The following is a 15,991-nucleotide window of genomic DNA, read 5'->3' on the forward strand; positions in this document are numbered from 1 at the left end:
ACTTTGACGGCATTGTCATTTCTGGAGTCGAGCATGAAACGAGAGCAGGTGCGGGAGCGCCACGCAGAGGGTCATATCTCTGCCACCCATGTGATTCAGAACCCGGCGAATCCGGGGGAGTGGATCGTATTTTTCAAGAAAAGCGCCGGGCGCAGTTTTTTCCTGGTGGATGACAACGATGAAGTCGAGTCCTTCAGCCGCCTCGACGATTTGATCGAGACGGTACGCGGGCTCGGGATCAAGTTCGCCGAAATCCATATGTAGGGCAATGGGTGCCCTACTTGCAGACCACCACCACACTGCGGTTCTTGTAATTGCCGACGTCGACGCCCAGGGTTTTGTCGCTTTCCTTGGTCGAAGGTGTACCGTCGGTACCGACAATCCGATAGCCGGTACCGGCGCAAGAGGCATCGGCTTTTTCGTAGCAACTGGCCCAGGCGTTGGCTTCCCCGGAGCAGTCGATGGTCAGGCCTTGCTCGCCATTTTTCAGGTAAGTCGTTTCTGACGTGGCGCAGCCACTCAGGGCCAGTACCGCAATCAGTGGCAAGAATCTTTTCATGTCGTGGTCGTCGTCAGTGATGGGGGCTAAACGCTATGACAGCGGCTGCAACGAAAGGTTATAGCGATTGGCCACTTCGTTGCAGGCATTCACAAAAAAGCCCTGCGCAAAGACAGGGCTGCGGTCGCGCCAGGTTCAGCTCAAGGCTTGTCCTTGCCGCGCCGCTTGGGTGCTGCGGGTTGATCCTGCAACACCGATGCCACTTCAATCGCCAACGCTTCTGTAGGGAACGGCCCGGCAATATTCTCGCCGCCGACGCTGTCTATCCACCACTGGCCGTCTTTCGCCTGATTGATCAGGTACCCGTTGACGCTTTTTGCTGCCGACATCTATCTGCCTCGTTGGCTGGTTCAGGTGCGCAATGATAGCGCCAAATGCCCTCAACGGGTGCCGATGGGTGTAGGGTGGGGCAGATTGTCGCTAGACTGATGGCCGCGCAGGTCGTCGATCTCTGCTATCTATAAGACGTTGTGCAGCTTATCTGCGGAACTATCCATCAGAATATTTCTCTATGATGGCGTCGGTTAGCCAGTGCGGGGCATTGTAAGGTGCACGCCGCCTGATTAGACTGCGCCGAAACTCGTACACACAGCCCTTTCAAGGACTTATATGATCAAGAAATGCTTGTTCCCAGCAGCCGGTTACGGTACTCGCTTCCTGCCAGCGACTAAAGCCATGCCCAAAGAAATGCTGCCGGTGGTAAACAAGCCACTGATCCAGTACGGCGTCGAAGAAGCACTGGATGCCGGGTTGACCGAAATCTCCATCGTTACCGGTCGCGGCAAACGCGCCCTGGAAGACCACTTCGACATCAGCTACGAGCTGGAAAACCAGATCAAGGGCACTGACAAGGAGAAATACCTGGTCGGCATCCGTAAACTGCTCGACGAGTGCTCGTTCTCCTACACTCGCCAGACCGAAATGAAAGGCCTGGGCCACGCAATCCTGACCGGCCGTCCACTGATTGGCGACGAACCTTTCGCCGTAGTACTGGCGGACGACTTGTGCGTCAACCTCGAAGGCGACGGCGTACTGACCCAGATGGTCAAGCTGTACAAGCAGTTCCGCTGCTCGATCGTGGCCATCCAGGAAGTCGATCCTCAGGAAACCAACAAGTACGGCGTGATCGCCGGCGAGATGATTCGCGACGACATCTATCGCGTTCACAGCATGGTCGAGAAGCCAAAACCTGAAGATGCACCGTCGAACCTGGCGATCATCGGCCGTTACATCCTGACCCCGGACATCTTCGACCTGATCGAGCAGACCGAGCCAGGCAAGGGCGGCGAAATCCAGATCACCGACGCCCTGATGAAGCAAGCGCAAAACGGCTGCGTCATGGCCTACAAGTTCAAAGGCAAGCGTTTCGACTGCGGTGGCGCCGAAGGCTACATCGACGCAACCAACTTCTGCTTCGAGAACTTCTACAAGACTGGCAAGGCTTACTGATAGCGCCTGAGCTGCTTGTATTGAAAAGCCACCTTCGGGTGGCTTTTTCATTTTTCGGCCCCAAATAGTTTGCAACGCTTGCCCAAAGGGCGCTCGCAGGTATGCTGGTGTCCTGCCGAGGAGATAGTAATGGCCTACGATTTTGACCTATATGTGATTGGTGCCGGTTCTGGCGGTGTGCGGGCTGCGCGGTTCGCGGCCGGTTTTGGTGCGAAAGTCGCCGTGGCCGAGAGCCGCTACCTGGGCGGTACATGCGTGAACGTTGGCTGTGTGCCGAAAAAACTGCTGGTCTACGGCGCGCACTTCGCCGAAGACTTCGAGCAATCGCAAGGTTTTGGCTGGACTCCGGGTGAAGCGACGTTCGACTGGGCGACGCTGATCGCCAACAAGGATCGCGAGATCAATCGCCTGAACGGCATTTATCGCAATCTGCTGGTCAACAGTGGTGTGACCTTGCATGAAGGTCACGCGAAAATCGTCGATCCGCATCAGGTTGAGATCAATGGCGAGCGTTACACCGCCAAAAACATCCTGATTGCCACCGGTGGTTGGCCGCAGATCCCGCAGATTCCGGGGCACGAGCATGCCATCAGCTCCAACCAGGCATTCTTCCTTAAAGAGCTGCCCAAGCGCGTTCTGGTGGTCGGTGGTGGTTACATTGCGGTGGAGTTTGCCGGGATTTTCCACGGGCTGGGCGCTGAGACCACGCTGCTGTATCGCGGTGATCTGTTTCTGCGTGGCTTCGACGGCGCAGTGCGCAAACATTTGCAGGAAGAGCTGACCAAGCGCGGCATGAACCTGCAATTCAATGCCGACATCGAACGTATCGACAAGCAGGCCGATGGCAGCCTGAAGGCGACGCTCAAGGATGGTCGTGAGCTGGAGGCGGATTGCGTGTTCTACGCCACCGGTCGGCGTCCGATGCTCGACAACCTGGGGCTGGAAAACACCGGGGTCAAACTCGACAAGAAAGGTTTTGTCGAGGTCGATGAACAGTATCAAACCGCTGAACCGTCGATCCTGGCCCTCGGTGATGTGATTGGTCGGGTACAACTCACGCCGGTTGCTCTGGCCGAAGGCATGGCCGTGGCGCGGCGCTTGTTCAAGCCTGAGCAATATCGCCCGGTGGATTACAAGATGATCCCGACCGCCGTGTTCAGCTTGCCGAACATCGGCACTGTCGGGCTGACTGAAGAAGAGGCGCGCGAGGCTGGGCACGATGTGGTCATCTTCGAAAGCCGTTTTCGGCCGATGAAGCTGACCCTGACCGAATGCCAGGAACGCACCTTGATGAAACTGGTGGTGGACGCCAAGACCGACAAGGTCCTGGGCTGCCACATGGTCGGTCCGGACGCTGGCGAGATCGTGCAAGGGTTGGCGATTGCCCTGAAAGCGGGCGCGACCAAGCGCGACTTCGACGAAACCATCGGCGTGCATCCGACGGCCGCCGAAGAGTTCGTCACCATGCGCACGCCAGTCGCGGGTTAATCGTTCTTCTGTGGCGCTGATGCGTCTGGCGCTGTCGCAACGACAGCGGCCAGGCGCACGCTTTCATCCAGGCTTGCCTGCAACTTGATCAGTTCAACTTCCAGCGCTTTGTTGATGTGCGACTGCTCGTCAATGTTCTGCTTGAGCGACTGGCTTTCCAGCAAGGCAATGCGCAAGCGTTCCTGGAGGAGGGTGCGTTCGCTGTCGATGCGGGTGACCTGTTCCAGTAACTGATCCTGTCGGCTGTTGGTGTGCTTGAGTTGCTCCTGCAACAGGCTCAGCTCCCGCAGCGTGCCACGGTTTTCGGTCAGCAGACGCTCATTGTCGCGATGCAGTTGGGTGATTTCATCCTGGCGTACCAGTGCGCTTTGCTGGGCCTGACGCAATTCCATCTGAATTTGTTGTACCTGGCCTTCGTGGCGTCGCTGTTCCTGCTCGCGCTGGTCTTTGACGGCATTGCGGTAGTGCTCCAGTGCTTCGCGGGCGTGCAGGTGTTTTTCTTCCAGTGAGCGGATCTGCTCGTCCTTGTCCTGCAAGCGCAACTCGAAATCGGCCAGTGCCTGGTTCAGCCCGGCGTTGCGGGTTTGCTCGGATTGCAGCATCGAGCGGGTGTCGTGCAGTTCCGCCGATTCCTGGGTCAGCGCCAGGCTTTGAATTTCGTATTGCTGTTGCAATTCGGTATTGGCCTCGCGGGCCTCGTGCAGCTGGGTTTCCAGCTCTTTTCGTTGTTGCTCGAACTGCGCGCGTGCCTGGTCGATGGGTTCTTGCGCCTGTTCTTTCAGGCGTTGCGCCAGTCGCGCCACCAGCGCTGTCAGCTCATCATCGATCGGTTCGGAAGGTGCTGGCGCGGGTTCGGTGCCGTCATCGAGCTCTTTCAGATAGCGATGGATCGTGGTTTTCGAGCCGGTATTGCCCATTTCGATCCGCACTGCGTCGATGCTCGGGTGTTCGCCCCGGGCGAGGATTGCCGAGCGTGCCGCTTGCACCAGTGCCTTGTTTACGCCGCCACGTGCCATGTGTTCTCCTACGATTTGATACTGTGGTACGTACCACTAATATACACAATGTACCATGCCGTGAATAAAGTTAAAAACTTGTGATAACTGATGCGGGATATACTGGTATTACCCCGTGTGATGAGCTGTAGACCGGGTATTCAATCGCCAACGCGGTACGTTTTCGAGCACTGAGCCCATGACCGATCTGGATCGCTACCTGCAAGCCGCTACCCGCGACAACACCCGTCGCAGCTATCGCGCGGCCATCGAGCACTTCGAAGTCAGCTGGGGCGGGTTCCTGCCGGCGACCAGCGATAGCGTTGCGCGGTACCTGGTTGCACATGCGGGCGTGCTGTCGATCAATACCTTGAAGTTGCGCTTGTCCGCGTTGGCGCAGTGGCACAGCAGCCAGGGGTTCGCCGATCCGACCAAGGCGCCGGTGGTGCGCAAAGTATTCAAAGGCATTCGCGCGCTGCACCCGGCCCAGGAAAAACAGGCTGAACCCTTGCAGCTTCAACATCTGGAGCAAGTGATCGCCTGGCTGGAGCAGGAAGCACAGTCCGCCAGGGCGCAGGACGATCGCGCGGGATTGCTGAGAGCCAAGCGCGACACCGCACTGATCCTGCTGGGCTTCTGGCGTGGTTTTCGTAGTGATGAGTTGTGCCGCGTGCAGATCGAGCATGTACAAGCCAGCGCCGGTTCAGGCATTACCCTCTACTTGCCACGCAGCAAGGGCGATCGCGAGAACCTCGGCCAGACCTACCAGACACCCGCCTTGCAGCGCCTGTGCCCGGTACAGGCCTACATCGAATGGATTACCGAAGCCGCGTTGGTCCGTGGCCCCGTGTTTCGTGGCATCGATCGCTGGGGCCATTTGAGCGAGGAGGGCTTGCACGCCAATAGCGTTATCCCGTTGTTGCGCCAGGCACTGGAGCGCGCCGGCATTGCGGCCGAGCACTACACCAGTCACTCCCTGCGTCGTGGCTTCGCCACCTGGGCCCATCAGAGCGGTTGGGATTTGAAGTCGTTGATGAATTACGTGGGCTGGAAGGATGTGAAGTCAGCCATGCGCTATGTTGAAGCCAGCCCATTTCTCGGGATGACCCGAATCGCTGAAAAGCCGTTGGCGCTGTAGATCACGTTTTCTTCTATTAATACGCTCGGCTAATAGCGAAAACAAATCAGCAACATCAGGTTTGCCAATGAGCCAACTGGCGATCGGGTGGGTAGGATTCACCACATCAACTTCTTAACCCCTGACGGAGAGTCACCGATGCCTATCATCAACAGCCAAGTTAAACCGTTCAAAGCTACCGCCTACAAAAACGGCGACTTCGTACACGTGTCGGACGCTGACCTGAAAGGTAAGTGGTCTGTCGTTTTCTTCTACCCAGCTGACTTCACCTTTGTTTGCCCGACCGAACTGGAAGACCTGGCTGACAACTACGCCGAGTTCCAAAAACTGGGCGTCGAGATCTACAGCGTTTCCACCGATACCCACTTTGCCCACGCTGCCTGGCACAACACTTCGCCAGCCATCGGCAAAATCCAGTACACCATGATCGGCGACCCGACTCATGTCATCTCCCGCAACTTCGACGTGCTGATCGAAGAAGCTGGCCTGGCTGACCGTGGCACTTTCGTGATCAACCCTGAAGGCCAGATCAAAATCGTTGAACTCAATGATGGCGGTGTAGGTCGTGACGCTTCCGAGCTGCTGCGCAAAATCAAGGCCGCTCAATACGTCGCCGCTCACCCGGGCGAAGTGTGCCCAGCCAAGTGGAAAGAAGGCGAAGCCACTCTGGCTCCGTCCCTGGACCTGGTCGGCAAGATCTAAGTCTGTGACGCGCTTCATCAGGGCGGAGCTCCGCACCTACTAAGTAAGCTGCACCGCCCCATAAAACGCCCGGGCGAGATTCGCTCGGGCGTTTTTTTATGTCTGATTGCTCTCTATTCAAACAGCATCTAAGGAAATCGCCCGTATGTTGGACGCCAATCTTAAAGCCCAGTTGAAATCGTACCTGGAACGGGTCACTCAGCCGATCGAGATCGTTGCATCCCTCGACGACGGTGCGAAATCCCAGGAAATGCTCGCGTTACTCAAAGACGTTGCCAGTCTTTCCACCCAGATTACTCTGCTCGACAACGGTAACGATGCGCGTAAACCATCGTTCTCGATCAATCGCCCGGGAGCCGATATCAGCCTGCGTTTCGCCGGCATCCCGATGGGCCACGAATTCACATCCCTGGTGCTGGCCTTGCTGCAAGTCGGCGGCCACCCATCGAAAGCCAGTGCCGACGTTATCGAGCAGATCCGCTCGCTCAAAGGCGAGTTCAACTTCGAGACTTACTTCTCGCTGTCCTGCCAGAACTGCCCGGATGTGGTTCAGGCGCTGAACCTGATGGCTGTGCTGAACCCGAACATCCGCCACGTCGCCATCGACGGCGCGCTGTTTCAGGCCGAAGTTGACGAGCGCCAGATCATGGCCGTGCCAAGCGTTTACCTGAACGGCGTGAACTTCGGCCAGGGTCGCATGGGCCTGGAAGAAATCCTCGCCAAGATCGACACCAGTGGCATCGAGCGTCAGGCCGAGAAGATCAGCGCCAAGCAAGCCTTCGACGTACTGGTCGTCGGCGGTGGCCCGGCCGGTGCTTCAGCGGCAATTTACGCCGCTCGTAAAGGCATTCGCACCGGCGTGGCGGCTGAACGTTTTGGTGGCCAGGTGCTCGACACCATGGCCATCGAGAACTTCATCTCCGTGCAGGAAACCGAAGGGCCGAAACTGGCCGTGGCACTGGAAGAACACGTTAAGCAATACGACGTGGACATCATGAACCTGCAACGCGCCGACAAGCTGGTGCCGGGAAAAAACGGTGAATTGCACGAAATCCATTTCGCCAGCGGCGCGTCCTTGAAAGCCAAGACCGTGATCCTCGCCACCGGCGCGCGCTGGCGTGAAATGAACGTTCCGGGTGAGCAGCAATACCGCAACAAGGGTGTGGCGTACTGCCCGCACTGTGACGGTCCGCTGTTCAAAAGCAAGCGTGTGGCGGTGATCGGTGGCGGTAACTCCGGCGTCGAAGCAGCCATCGACCTGGCCGGGATCGTGTCCCACGTAACCCTGCTGGAGTTCGACGTGCAATTGCGCGCCGACGCGGTACTGCAGCGCAAGTTGCACAGCCTGCCGAACGTTACCGTGATCACCAGTGCGCAAACCACTGAAGTGACCGGCGATGGCCAGAAGGTCAACGGCCTGCGCTACAAGGATCGTCAGTCGGACGAGCTGCGCACTGTCGAGCTGGAAGGGATTTTTGTGCAGATCGGTCTGTTGCCTAATACCGATTGGCTTAAAGGCACCATCGAGCTGTCGCCGCGCGGCGAGATCATTGTCGATGCCCGTGGTGAGACGTCGATCCCCGGCGTGTTCGCGGCCGGCGACGTGACCACCGTGCCGTACAAGCAGATCGTGATTGCGGTGGGCGAGGGCGCCAAGGCTTCCCTGAGCGCATTCGATCACTTGATTCGCACCTCGGCGCCGGCATAAACGCCGAAGCTGAAAACACAAAACCCCATGAGCGATCATGGGGTTTTTTGTGTCTTGCACTGATCTTTACTACACAGAGCGTGGGAGCGATCAAGGCTGCGATCGTTTTACAACGGTGCCGGCTGAATGATCTCGACCCAGTAGCCATCCGGGTCCTTGATGAACGCCAGGCTCTTCATGCGACCGTCGTTCAGGCGTTTCTGGAAATCGCAGCCCAACGCTTCAAAACGTTCGCACGCGGCACGGATGTCTGGGACCGAGATGCAGATATGGCCGAAGCCGCGCGGGTCGGTGTTGCCGTTGTGATAGGCGAAATCCGCGTCGTTCTCGGTGCCGTGGTTGTGGGTCAGTTCGAGAATGCCGGGGATCGATTTCATCCACTCGGTGCGGGCAGCGGCATCGGCCGGGATCTGGTTTTTATCGACCAGCGCCAGGAAGTACAGGCTGAACTCGGCTTCCGGGAAATCACGCTTTTCCACCAGCGAGAAACCCAGGACGCGGGTGTAGAAATCCAGGGACCGGGTGATGTCCTTGACCCGCAGCATGGTGTGGTTGAAGACGAACTTCTGGGTGGCGGTGTCAGGTTGGGCGGTCACGCCAGGAAATGTATTGAGTTCGTGCAGGCTCATGGGCCCTCCGGAAATTCCAAGAATGCTCACAATGATACGCAAGGGCCCTGGCATCGCCAAACCAAAACCGCAGGCTTGCCTGCCGGGCGGGTGAAGCTCAGACTTCGCGGCTCAATCCGTGAGTGTTCATTACAATGATCCGACCCTGTCAATTGATGTTCGTCCTGATGTGTCTGCTTTCAGGTGTTACCCGTGCTGATGCAGAAGCTCCGGTCGTGACCTGGCCCAATGGATGGACTGTCGAGACCGTTCCGCAAGACGAGGCCAAGCCTCAGGTTTCCCGGCAGCGCGCGGTAAAAAACGACCAGGACGGGACACCGGTAATGGTGATGGAGTTGACCATGACTCAAGTGGAAAGCGGTCATCAGGTGAATCTGGAAGGTGTGTTGCTGGAAATGCGCAAGTCTGTGCAGAAGGACTTTTTTCAGGGCGGCTATCAGAGCGTCTGCAACAAAATTCATCCGACTGCCTTGAGCCGGTTATCGGCGCTGGAAACTACCTGCACCATTACCCAGAACGGTCGACATGTGTTGTCTCAAACATTGGTCGCCGCAGTCGACGGCGATAAAGCCTATGTTCTTTCCTACGCGGGGCAGGCTGAGGTTTATAAGGCAAGTCAGGGCGACATAGAGGCAGCTCGAAACAGCTTGAAACTTTAGTTTAAGGTTTCTGTACCCACGCTTTTGAGCATGGCCCGGATTTTTAGATAGCCAAACGGATTAAGCACAAAGTTAGTCAGTCTATAGCGAGTTGATCGGCGACTATCGTCGCATTTTAGACGGCATCCATGAAAAAGCCCTGCATTGGCAGGGCTTTTTTATTACCGTGAGCGCTTAGGCACGCAGCCAGGAGTCAACGGTGGCTGCACCGTATTGTTCCTTCCAGGCTTTCAGGCCGCGGTGATTGCCGCCCTTGGTTTCAATCAGTTCACCCGTGTGCGGGTTCTGATAAACCTTGACCACGCGAGCGCGGCGGGTTTTAGGGGCGGTTGCCTGCTGCAGGCCGGATTTCGCCGGGTGCGGGTCGAGGATGGCGATGATGTCGCGCAAGCTCTTGCCGTAGGTTTTCATCAGCCCCTGGAGCTTTTCTTCGAATTCGATTTCTTTTTTGAGACCGGCATCGTTCTTCAAAGATTCCAACTGCTTGAGCTGTTCTTGAAGGGCCTTTTCAGCTGCACGGAATTCAGCGAGTCTGGACAATATCTTTACTCCAATAGTGTGTTTGGCTGAAACCAACCGCAAACAAAGCTATAAGCCAAGAGCCTTGAAGCGACTCGGTGATAATGGCACGCCTGCCGATTTTGCACAGGTATGAAAAATTGTAGTAGTTAATTGGCCAAGAGTAAATCCTGACTTTTTCTTCATGTAACAAGAGTAGTCTTTTGATTCAATTTGGCGCGCATCATCATGATTCCGGCGCTTAACGTGGTTAGTTAATGATCACTTAATGCTCTAATGAACTCTGCGCCGGGCATCGGCCGGCCGAACAGATAACCTTGCAGAAAGTTCACGCCATGGGCAGTCAGATAGTCACTTTGCTCCTCGGTTTCCACCCCTTCGGCGACGATGCCCAGATCGAGTTTGGCCGAGAGTTCGATGATGCTGTCCAGAATGTGCCGGGAGAGGGCGTCGACACCGATCATGGCGACAAAACTCTGGTCGATTTTCAGGAAGTCCACATTGAACTGACGCAAGTAACCGAGGCTTGAATGGCCGGTGCCAAAGTCGTCGATGGCGATCATCACGCCCAGCGCGCGAAGCCGTTCGAACAACAGCAGGGTGATGGCTGTCGGTTCGACCAGTTCGCGCTCGGTCAACTCCAGCACTAAATGGACACTGCCCGGTGCAAAAGCACTGAGGAATTCACGGCAGTCTTCGACCAGCGCAAGATCCCGGCAATGACTGGCGGTGATGTTGATGCCAATGTGGAATGGCCCCTCGAACGATGCCGACAAGGGCGCCAGCAATGTGGCGGTCTGTTGCATCAGCGAGCGGGTCATCGGCACGATCAGACCGGAATGTTCGGCAAACGGGATAAACAGATCCGGACGCACCAGGCCTTCCCTGGGATGTTTCCAGTGCATCAATACTTCGGTGCCGGACCACAGCTTATTGTCGCCATGCACCACGGGCTGAAAGTAAGGAATGAATTCTGCTGCCTCCAGCGCCCGCTGCATTTCACGGCTGGGCGACATCGAGCGCTTCTGCAGCACATGCCCGATCGAACCTGACACCACGCCGAAGAACATCAACAGACTGAACAGTGGCGGGTATTCACTACGCATGTAACGCCAGGTTTCTCCTTCGGGGAAACCTGCGGCCACCGTAAAGGCATAACGCGAGGACGTCAGCGTACTTTGTGCTACCGGCAAGGCGGGCAGGGCGTCCTCGTGAACTTTGCCGTCGGCGGACAACCAGTTGGGACCGACTTGTAGCAACAGTAATGTCTTGCGGCCGATCAGGCGCAATTCATTGCTCAGGTGATAACCGTTCAGCGTGGTCAATGCCCCTTTATTTCCTTCGCTGAGCCGGTACACCAACAGCGCGGTATTGGGCGTGACCGGGTTGCCGTTCATGAGCCATAACTGGCCTTGGGTGTAGTCGCCGGGATTAACCTTTTCCTGATATTCACCGAACAACGAACTGCAATAGAGGTTGTCGTCCCACACCAGGTTGGTCGAGCGCACGAAGGGCCGGCGCGTAACTTGTTCGCGCAAGGCCAGTTTGACGTCATTGCAGTTTTTGCCAGCCAGCGGCAGGAGCTCCTGCGCCGCTTGGGCGGTGTTGTCGAGCATCAGTTCGAACTGGCGAATGGATTCTTCGCCAGTCAGTTCAGTACTTTGCTTGAGGGTACGTTCAGCCTGCAGATAGAGAATGGCGACTCCCAGCAACACCGGGAGCAATCCGCTCAAAACAGTCACAGTGATTCGGGTGCCACGCTTGCGGCGACTTTTGACGTTCAGTGGCATTCGCAAATCCATCGCGATAAAAGAGGGCTCTCAAAGGTTGGCAGGTCGACATGCCTCCCAAAAGAGTTCAGCCATGATAGTTGGCTATCGGCCCTTATGCCGCTCAACCTTTAATCAATCTTGAGGCCAGTTTAATAAAGGCCAGCGTCGCGGGGGATGACTGACGCTGATCGAGCACCGCCAGACCGACTTGGCGGCTGATGGGGGGCGACAGCGGTTTTTTCACGTAGCGGTTGTCGTGGTCGTCAGGCAGTGAGCTTTCGGCGACGACAGTCAAGGCATCGCCACGGCCTACGACGTCCAATGTGCTGAGCAACTGCGAGCAGCGATAACGAATGTTCGGCGTCAATCGCGCCGTATTGAACAGGCGCGACACCAGCTCCGAAGACCCGGCTTCGGTCAGCACAAAAGGGTCGTGGCACAAGTCGTTCAGGCGCAAGCTGCCGCGACCGGCCAGTACATGGTCGGCAGGCAGCAGCGCGACCATCTGGTCCTCGATCAAGGCCACGGTGTCGAAACGCTCTTGGGGCAACACCACGAAGCCGATGTCGATACGCCGTTCTTCCAGCCACTGAATCACCTGGCGATCCGGCCCTTCATCGATATGAACCTCGATGCCCGGATGCGAGGCGCGGTAGTGCTGCAAGATCCTGGGCAACAGCTTGATCGATGAGGTCGGGCCGAACGAGCCTATACGCAGAGTGCCGGTTTTCATCCCGCGTGAATCGGCCGCCTCCTGACGCAAAGTGTTGGCCAGCCCGAGCATTGCCCGAGCGCGCAGTAATAGCTGCTGGCCGATATCACTGAGCTCGACCTGGGACTGATGCCGACGCAGCAGTTCGACGCCCAATTCCTGTTCCAGCGACTTGAGTGCGTGGGAGACCGCAGACTGGGAAATCTCCAAACGATGGGCGGCCGCCGTGAAGCCGCGCAATTCGGCCACCAGCGAGAAAATCTCGAGTTGAGTGAGGGTCATGAGTTTTTACTCATTTTACGATGATCGATCATTAGTCGAATGATACGCCACATGCCCGATTTCTGGCGGTGGAGACTTATGACTACGTGTGAACAGACCCTTGCGAACTCTTCGGATGTGCCGGTTTATCTGAAACTGGCGGCGGTCACCATGATCTGGGGCGGGACGTTCGTCGCCGGGCGGTTTCTGGCCGACAGCCTCAGTCCGTTATTCGCTGCGAGTCTGCGGTTCCTGCTGGCGAGCGTGGCGTTGCTGGTGTTCCTGCTGCTGGCGCGGGTGCCCTTGGTGCGACCCAGCCCCAGGCAATGGTTGCAATTGGCGCTGTTGGGATTCTTCGGGATTTTCTTCTACAACCTGTGCTTCTTTTACGGGCTGCATTACATCAACGCGTCCCGGGCGTCTTTGATCGTGGCGTTGAACCCGGCGGTGATCGGCCTGGCTTCTTGGCTGTTGTTCAAGGAGCGGCTGAGTCGGGCGAAAGTGGCTGGTATTGCGATCTGCATTGCTGGCGCCAGCCTGGTGATCGTCAGCCGCAATCCGCAGTTACTGGACGGCAATGCCGATGCCTGGATCGGCGATCTGTTGATCTTCGGCTGCGTGCTCGGCTGGGGCATTTATTCGCTGTTCTCCAAAGGCCTGAATCAAACACTGGGGCCGGTGCAGACGGTGACGTACTCGATTTGGCTCGGCACGCTGATGCTCTGGGTGACCAGCGCCGTGCGGGGCGAGTTGAGTGTCGCGGCGCTCACCGGGCTCGGCGCGCAACAATGGTTGAGCCTGATGTACCTGGGCGTGCTGGGTTCGGCATTGGCCTACATTGGTTATTACGACGGCATCCGCAAAATCGGTGCGACGCGCTCGGGCGTGTTCATCGCCTTGAACCCGTTGACTGCTGTTCTTCTCGGCGCGTTGTTGCTGGGCGAACAGCTGACACTGGCGATGTGCCTGGGCGGCGGGCTGATCTTGGCGGGGATTTTCCTGTGCAACAAACCGCTTGCGCAGGCCACGAAAAAGGGGATTGTATAAGAAGGCGGACAAACTGATTTACGCTGTGTAGAATCCGGTTACGCATATAAGAATAATCGTCTTCTGGCAGCAGAAGCCTCGCCCGCAAGAGCCTTGGGTCGACAATGAAGATATTTGGGTTCCAATTGATCTACGGTGACTTCCTCGCCCGCAGCGTGAGGGGCATCTCCTGCGCGCCACCCGCCGGTCTCAGCATTGCTAGCAACTAACGATCCGTTAATTCTAAAAGCATGATGAGGCGCCAAAATGGCAGATTTATACGAAAACCCAATGGGCCTGATGGGCTTTGAGTTCATCGAATTCGCATCGCCGACCCCGAACACCCTGGAGCCGATCTTCGAGATCATGGGCTTCACCAAGGTCGCGACCCACCGCTCCAAAGACGTGCACCTGTATCGCCAGGGCTCGATCAACCTGATCCTCAACAACGAACCCCACAGCGTGGCCTCGTACTTCGCGGCCGAGCACGGCCCGTCGGTGTGCGGCATGGCGTTCCGGGTCAAGGATTCGCAAAAGGCCTACAAGCGTGCCCTGGAACTCGGCGCCCAGCCGATCCACATCGAAACCGGTCCGATGGAATTGCACCTGCCGGCGATCAAAGGCATCGGCGGCGCGCCGCTGTACCTGATCGACCGTTTCGGTGAAGGCAGCTCGATCTACGACATCGACTTCGTATTCATCGAAGGTGTGGACCGCAACCCGGTCGGCGCCGGTCTGAAAATCATCGACCACCTGACCCACAACGTGTATCGCGGTCGCATGGCCTACTGGGCCAACTTCTACGAGAAGCTGTTCAACTTCCGCGAAATCCGTTACTTCGACATCAAAGGCGAGTACACCGGCCTGACATCCAAGGCGATGACCGCGCCGGACGGCATGATCCGCATCCCGCTGAACGAAGAGTCGTCCAAAGGCGCCGGGCAGATCGAAGAGTTCCTGATGCAGTTCAACGGCGAGGGCATCCAGCACGTGGCGTTCCTCACCGATAACCTGATCGATACTTGGGACCGCCTGAAGAAAATCGGCATGCGCTTCATGACGCCGCCGCCGGACACCTACTACGAAATGCTCGAAGGCCGTTTGCCGAACCACGGCGAGCCGGTCGATCAACTGCAAGCACGGGGCATCTTGCTGGACGGTTCGTCCGAACCTGGCGACAAGCGCCTGCTGCTGCAGATTTTCTCGGAAACCCTGATGGGGCCGGTGTTCTTCGAGTTCATCCAGCGTAAAGGCGACGATGGTTTCGGCGAAGGCAACTTCAAGGCTCTGTTCGAATCCATCGAACGCGACCAGGTTCGTCGCGGTGTGCTCTCCACCGATTAAGCCGTTCCTGATGTGAAAAAGCCCGGTCAGCAGCAATGCTGGCCGGGCTTTTTTTTGAATCATGCAATTACATTGGCCGGCGTCGTTGCCGGACCAGATGCTTGAACCCTTCAAACACCAACGCCGCCACCGCCAGCCAGATCGGAATGTAAGTCAGCCATTCGCCGGCCTTGATGCTTTCCCCCAACAGCAACGCAACGCCCAGCAACAGCACGGGCTCGACGTAACTCAACAACCCGAACAGGCTGAACGGCAGCAGCCGGCTGGCAATGATGTAGACCACCAGTGCCGAAGCGCTGATCACCCCGAGCAGGGGAATCAACAGCGACAGCCAAGGATGTTGATCGAACACGCCAAAACCTTGTTCACCTCCCTGCACGAACCAGAACGCCACCGGCAGCATCAACGCCATGTCCAGCCAGAGCCCGCCAAGGTTGTCCGTGGCCAGGCGTTTGCGCAGGATGAAATAGATCGGATAGCCGATCACCACCAGCAACGTCGCCCAGGAAAAACCGCCGACCTGATACAACTCGTTGAGCACGCCGAGGCTGGCGAAGAACACGGCTATTTTCTGCAGATAGGAAAGGCGCTCGCCATAGACGATTCGCCCGGTCAGGACCATGGACAGCGGCAACAGGAAGTACCCCAGCGACACGTCAAGGCTATAGCCGTTGAGTGGCGCCCACATGAACAACCAGAGTTGCAGGCCCAGCAGCACTGCCGAGCCGATCAGGGCGATGAGCAACTTCGGCTTGGCGGCCAGCCGCCGAAGAATCTCGACCACACGTTTCCATTCGCCGGACACCACCATGAACACGGTCATGCATGGTGCGGTCAGCAACATCCGCCAACCGAAAATCTCCACGCCACTCAAGGGGGAGAGCAGTGAGGTGTAGTAATACATGACGGCAAACAGCATCGAGGCTGTGACCGATAGAGCGATACCTTTAGACAAACTGTCCTCGTGGGTTGAAGGTCAAACGGGGCGCGCAGGATACGTGGTTTTTGTGCTGAATATTGGCCAGGTGAT

The 15,991-nt window shown here is 57.3% G+C and carries 17 protein-coding genes; 9 read left to right on the forward strand and 8 right to left on the reverse strand.

The window, feature by feature from the left end:
* The first annotated feature begins 33 nt into the window (after positions 1-33).
* Positions 34-264: a hypothetical protein gene (locus FFH90_RS15170; protein WP_007935641.1), complete on the forward strand. Its 231-nt coding sequence runs from the start codon at positions 34-36 to the stop codon at positions 262-264.
* Between the two features lie 13 nt (positions 265-277).
* On the opposite strand, the gene FFH90_RS15175 is transcribed toward FFH90_RS15170, so the two are convergent.
* The gene (locus FFH90_RS15175; protein ID WP_018929069.1) at positions 278-559 is read right to left on the reverse strand and encodes a hypothetical protein; all 282 of its coding nucleotides are present in this window, start codon (positions 557-559) and stop codon (positions 278-280) included.
* 140 nt (positions 560-699) lie between these two features.
* The gene (locus FFH90_RS15180) at positions 700-888 is read right to left on the reverse strand and encodes a hypothetical protein (protein WP_007935646.1); all 189 of its coding nucleotides are present in this window, start codon (positions 886-888) and stop codon (positions 700-702) included.
* Positions 889-1,168: 280 nt separating this feature from the next.
* On the opposite strand from FFH90_RS15180, the gene galU reads away from it, so the two are divergent.
* Both galU and gorA read left to right on the forward strand, forming a co-directional pair.
* On the forward strand, positions 1,169-2,008 hold the full coding sequence (gene galU, locus FFH90_RS15185) for a UTP--glucose-1-phosphate uridylyltransferase GalU (protein WP_003182953.1): 840 nt from the start codon (positions 1,169-1,171) through the stop codon (positions 2,006-2,008).
* 129 nt (positions 2,009-2,137) lie between these two features.
* Positions 2,138-3,496: a glutathione-disulfide reductase gene (gorA, locus tag FFH90_RS15190; RefSeq protein WP_018929070.1), complete on the forward strand. Its 1,359-nt coding sequence runs from the start codon at positions 2,138-2,140 to the stop codon at positions 3,494-3,496.
* Here gorA and FFH90_RS15195 read toward each other — a convergent pair.
* Positions 3,493-4,512, reverse strand: a complete 1,020-nt coding sequence (locus tag FFH90_RS15195) for a DNA-binding protein (protein ID WP_138867486.1) — start codon at positions 4,510-4,512, stop codon at positions 3,493-3,495. The two genes, gorA and FFH90_RS15195, sit on opposite strands and share 4 nt — an antisense overlap.
* Positions 4,513-4,690: 178 nt before the next feature.
* On the opposite strand from FFH90_RS15195, the gene FFH90_RS15200 reads away from it, so the two are divergent.
* The 3 genes from FFH90_RS15200 to ahpF all read left to right on the forward strand — a co-directional run bounded on the left by FFH90_RS15200 (position 4,691) and on the right by ahpF (position 8,039).
* A complete protein-coding gene (locus FFH90_RS15200) occupies positions 4,691-5,629 on the forward strand; it encodes a site-specific integrase (protein ID WP_138867487.1) in 939 nt (312 codons plus the stop codon).
* 138 nt (positions 5,630-5,767) lie between these two features.
* Positions 5,768-6,331 (forward strand): alkyl hydroperoxide reductase subunit C, encoded by a 564-nt coding sequence (gene ahpC / locus FFH90_RS15205; RefSeq protein ID WP_105345993.1) that lies wholly within the window; start codon positions 5,768-5,770, stop codon positions 6,329-6,331.
* Positions 6,332-6,476: 145 nt separating this feature from the next.
* Positions 6,477-8,039, forward strand: a complete 1,563-nt coding sequence (gene ahpF, locus FFH90_RS15210) for an alkyl hydroperoxide reductase subunit F (protein WP_138867488.1) — start codon at positions 6,477-6,479, stop codon at positions 8,037-8,039.
* 107 nt (positions 8,040-8,146) lie between these two features.
* On the opposite strand, the gene gloA is transcribed toward ahpF, so the two are convergent.
* Positions 8,147-8,668: a lactoylglutathione lyase gene (gloA, locus tag FFH90_RS15215; RefSeq protein WP_007935657.1), complete on the reverse strand. Its 522-nt coding sequence runs from the start codon at positions 8,666-8,668 to the stop codon at positions 8,147-8,149.
* Between the two features lie 134 nt (positions 8,669-8,802).
* Here gloA and FFH90_RS15220 point away from each other — a divergent pair, with 134 nt between their 5' ends.
* Positions 8,803-9,327: a DUF4946 domain-containing protein gene (locus FFH90_RS15220; protein ID WP_026286641.1), complete on the forward strand. Its 525-nt coding sequence runs from the start codon at positions 8,803-8,805 to the stop codon at positions 9,325-9,327.
* Between the two features lie 174 nt (positions 9,328-9,501).
* Here FFH90_RS15220 and FFH90_RS15225 read toward each other — a convergent pair whose 3' ends face one another.
* The 3 genes from FFH90_RS15225 to FFH90_RS15235 form a co-directional block, all read right to left on the reverse strand.
* Positions 9,502-9,867, reverse strand: a complete 366-nt coding sequence (locus FFH90_RS15225) for a histone-like nucleoid-structuring protein, MvaT/MvaU family (protein WP_007935661.1) — start codon at positions 9,865-9,867, stop codon at positions 9,502-9,504.
* 233 nt (positions 9,868-10,100) lie between these two features.
* A complete protein-coding gene (locus tag FFH90_RS15230) occupies positions 10,101-11,636 on the reverse strand; it encodes an EAL domain-containing protein (RefSeq protein WP_111453271.1) in 1,536 nt (511 codons plus the stop codon).
* A 103-nt stretch (positions 11,637-11,739) separates the two neighbouring features.
* On the reverse strand, positions 11,740-12,612 hold the full coding sequence (locus tag FFH90_RS15235; RefSeq protein WP_064617707.1) for a LysR family transcriptional regulator: 873 nt from the start codon (positions 12,610-12,612) through the stop codon (positions 11,740-11,742).
* A 78-nt stretch (positions 12,613-12,690) separates the two neighbouring features.
* On the opposite strand from FFH90_RS15235, the gene FFH90_RS15240 reads away from it, so the two are divergent.
* Together FFH90_RS15240 and hppD are read left to right on the forward strand one after the other, a co-directional pair.
* Positions 12,691-13,638, forward strand: a complete 948-nt coding sequence (locus tag FFH90_RS15240) for a DMT family transporter (protein ID WP_018929079.1) — start codon at positions 12,691-12,693, stop codon at positions 13,636-13,638.
* A 246-nt stretch (positions 13,639-13,884) separates the two neighbouring features.
* The gene (gene hppD, locus FFH90_RS15245; RefSeq protein ID WP_007935668.1) at positions 13,885-14,961 is read left to right on the forward strand and encodes a 4-hydroxyphenylpyruvate dioxygenase; all 1,077 of its coding nucleotides are present in this window, start codon (positions 13,885-13,887) and stop codon (positions 14,959-14,961) included.
* Between the two features lie 67 nt (positions 14,962-15,028).
* Here hppD and rarD read toward each other — a convergent pair whose 3' ends face one another.
* On the reverse strand, positions 15,029-15,916 hold the full coding sequence (gene rarD / locus FFH90_RS15250) for an EamA family transporter RarD (RefSeq protein WP_026286642.1): 888 nt from the start codon (positions 15,914-15,916) through the stop codon (positions 15,029-15,031).
* Between the last annotated feature and the right edge of the window lie 75 nt (positions 15,917-15,991).

It is taken from the genome of Pseudomonas sp. ATCC 43928 (assembly GCF_005938665.2).
In the GTDB taxonomy this organism is placed as follows: domain Bacteria; phylum Pseudomonadota; class Gammaproteobacteria; order Pseudomonadales; family Pseudomonadaceae; genus Aquipseudomonas.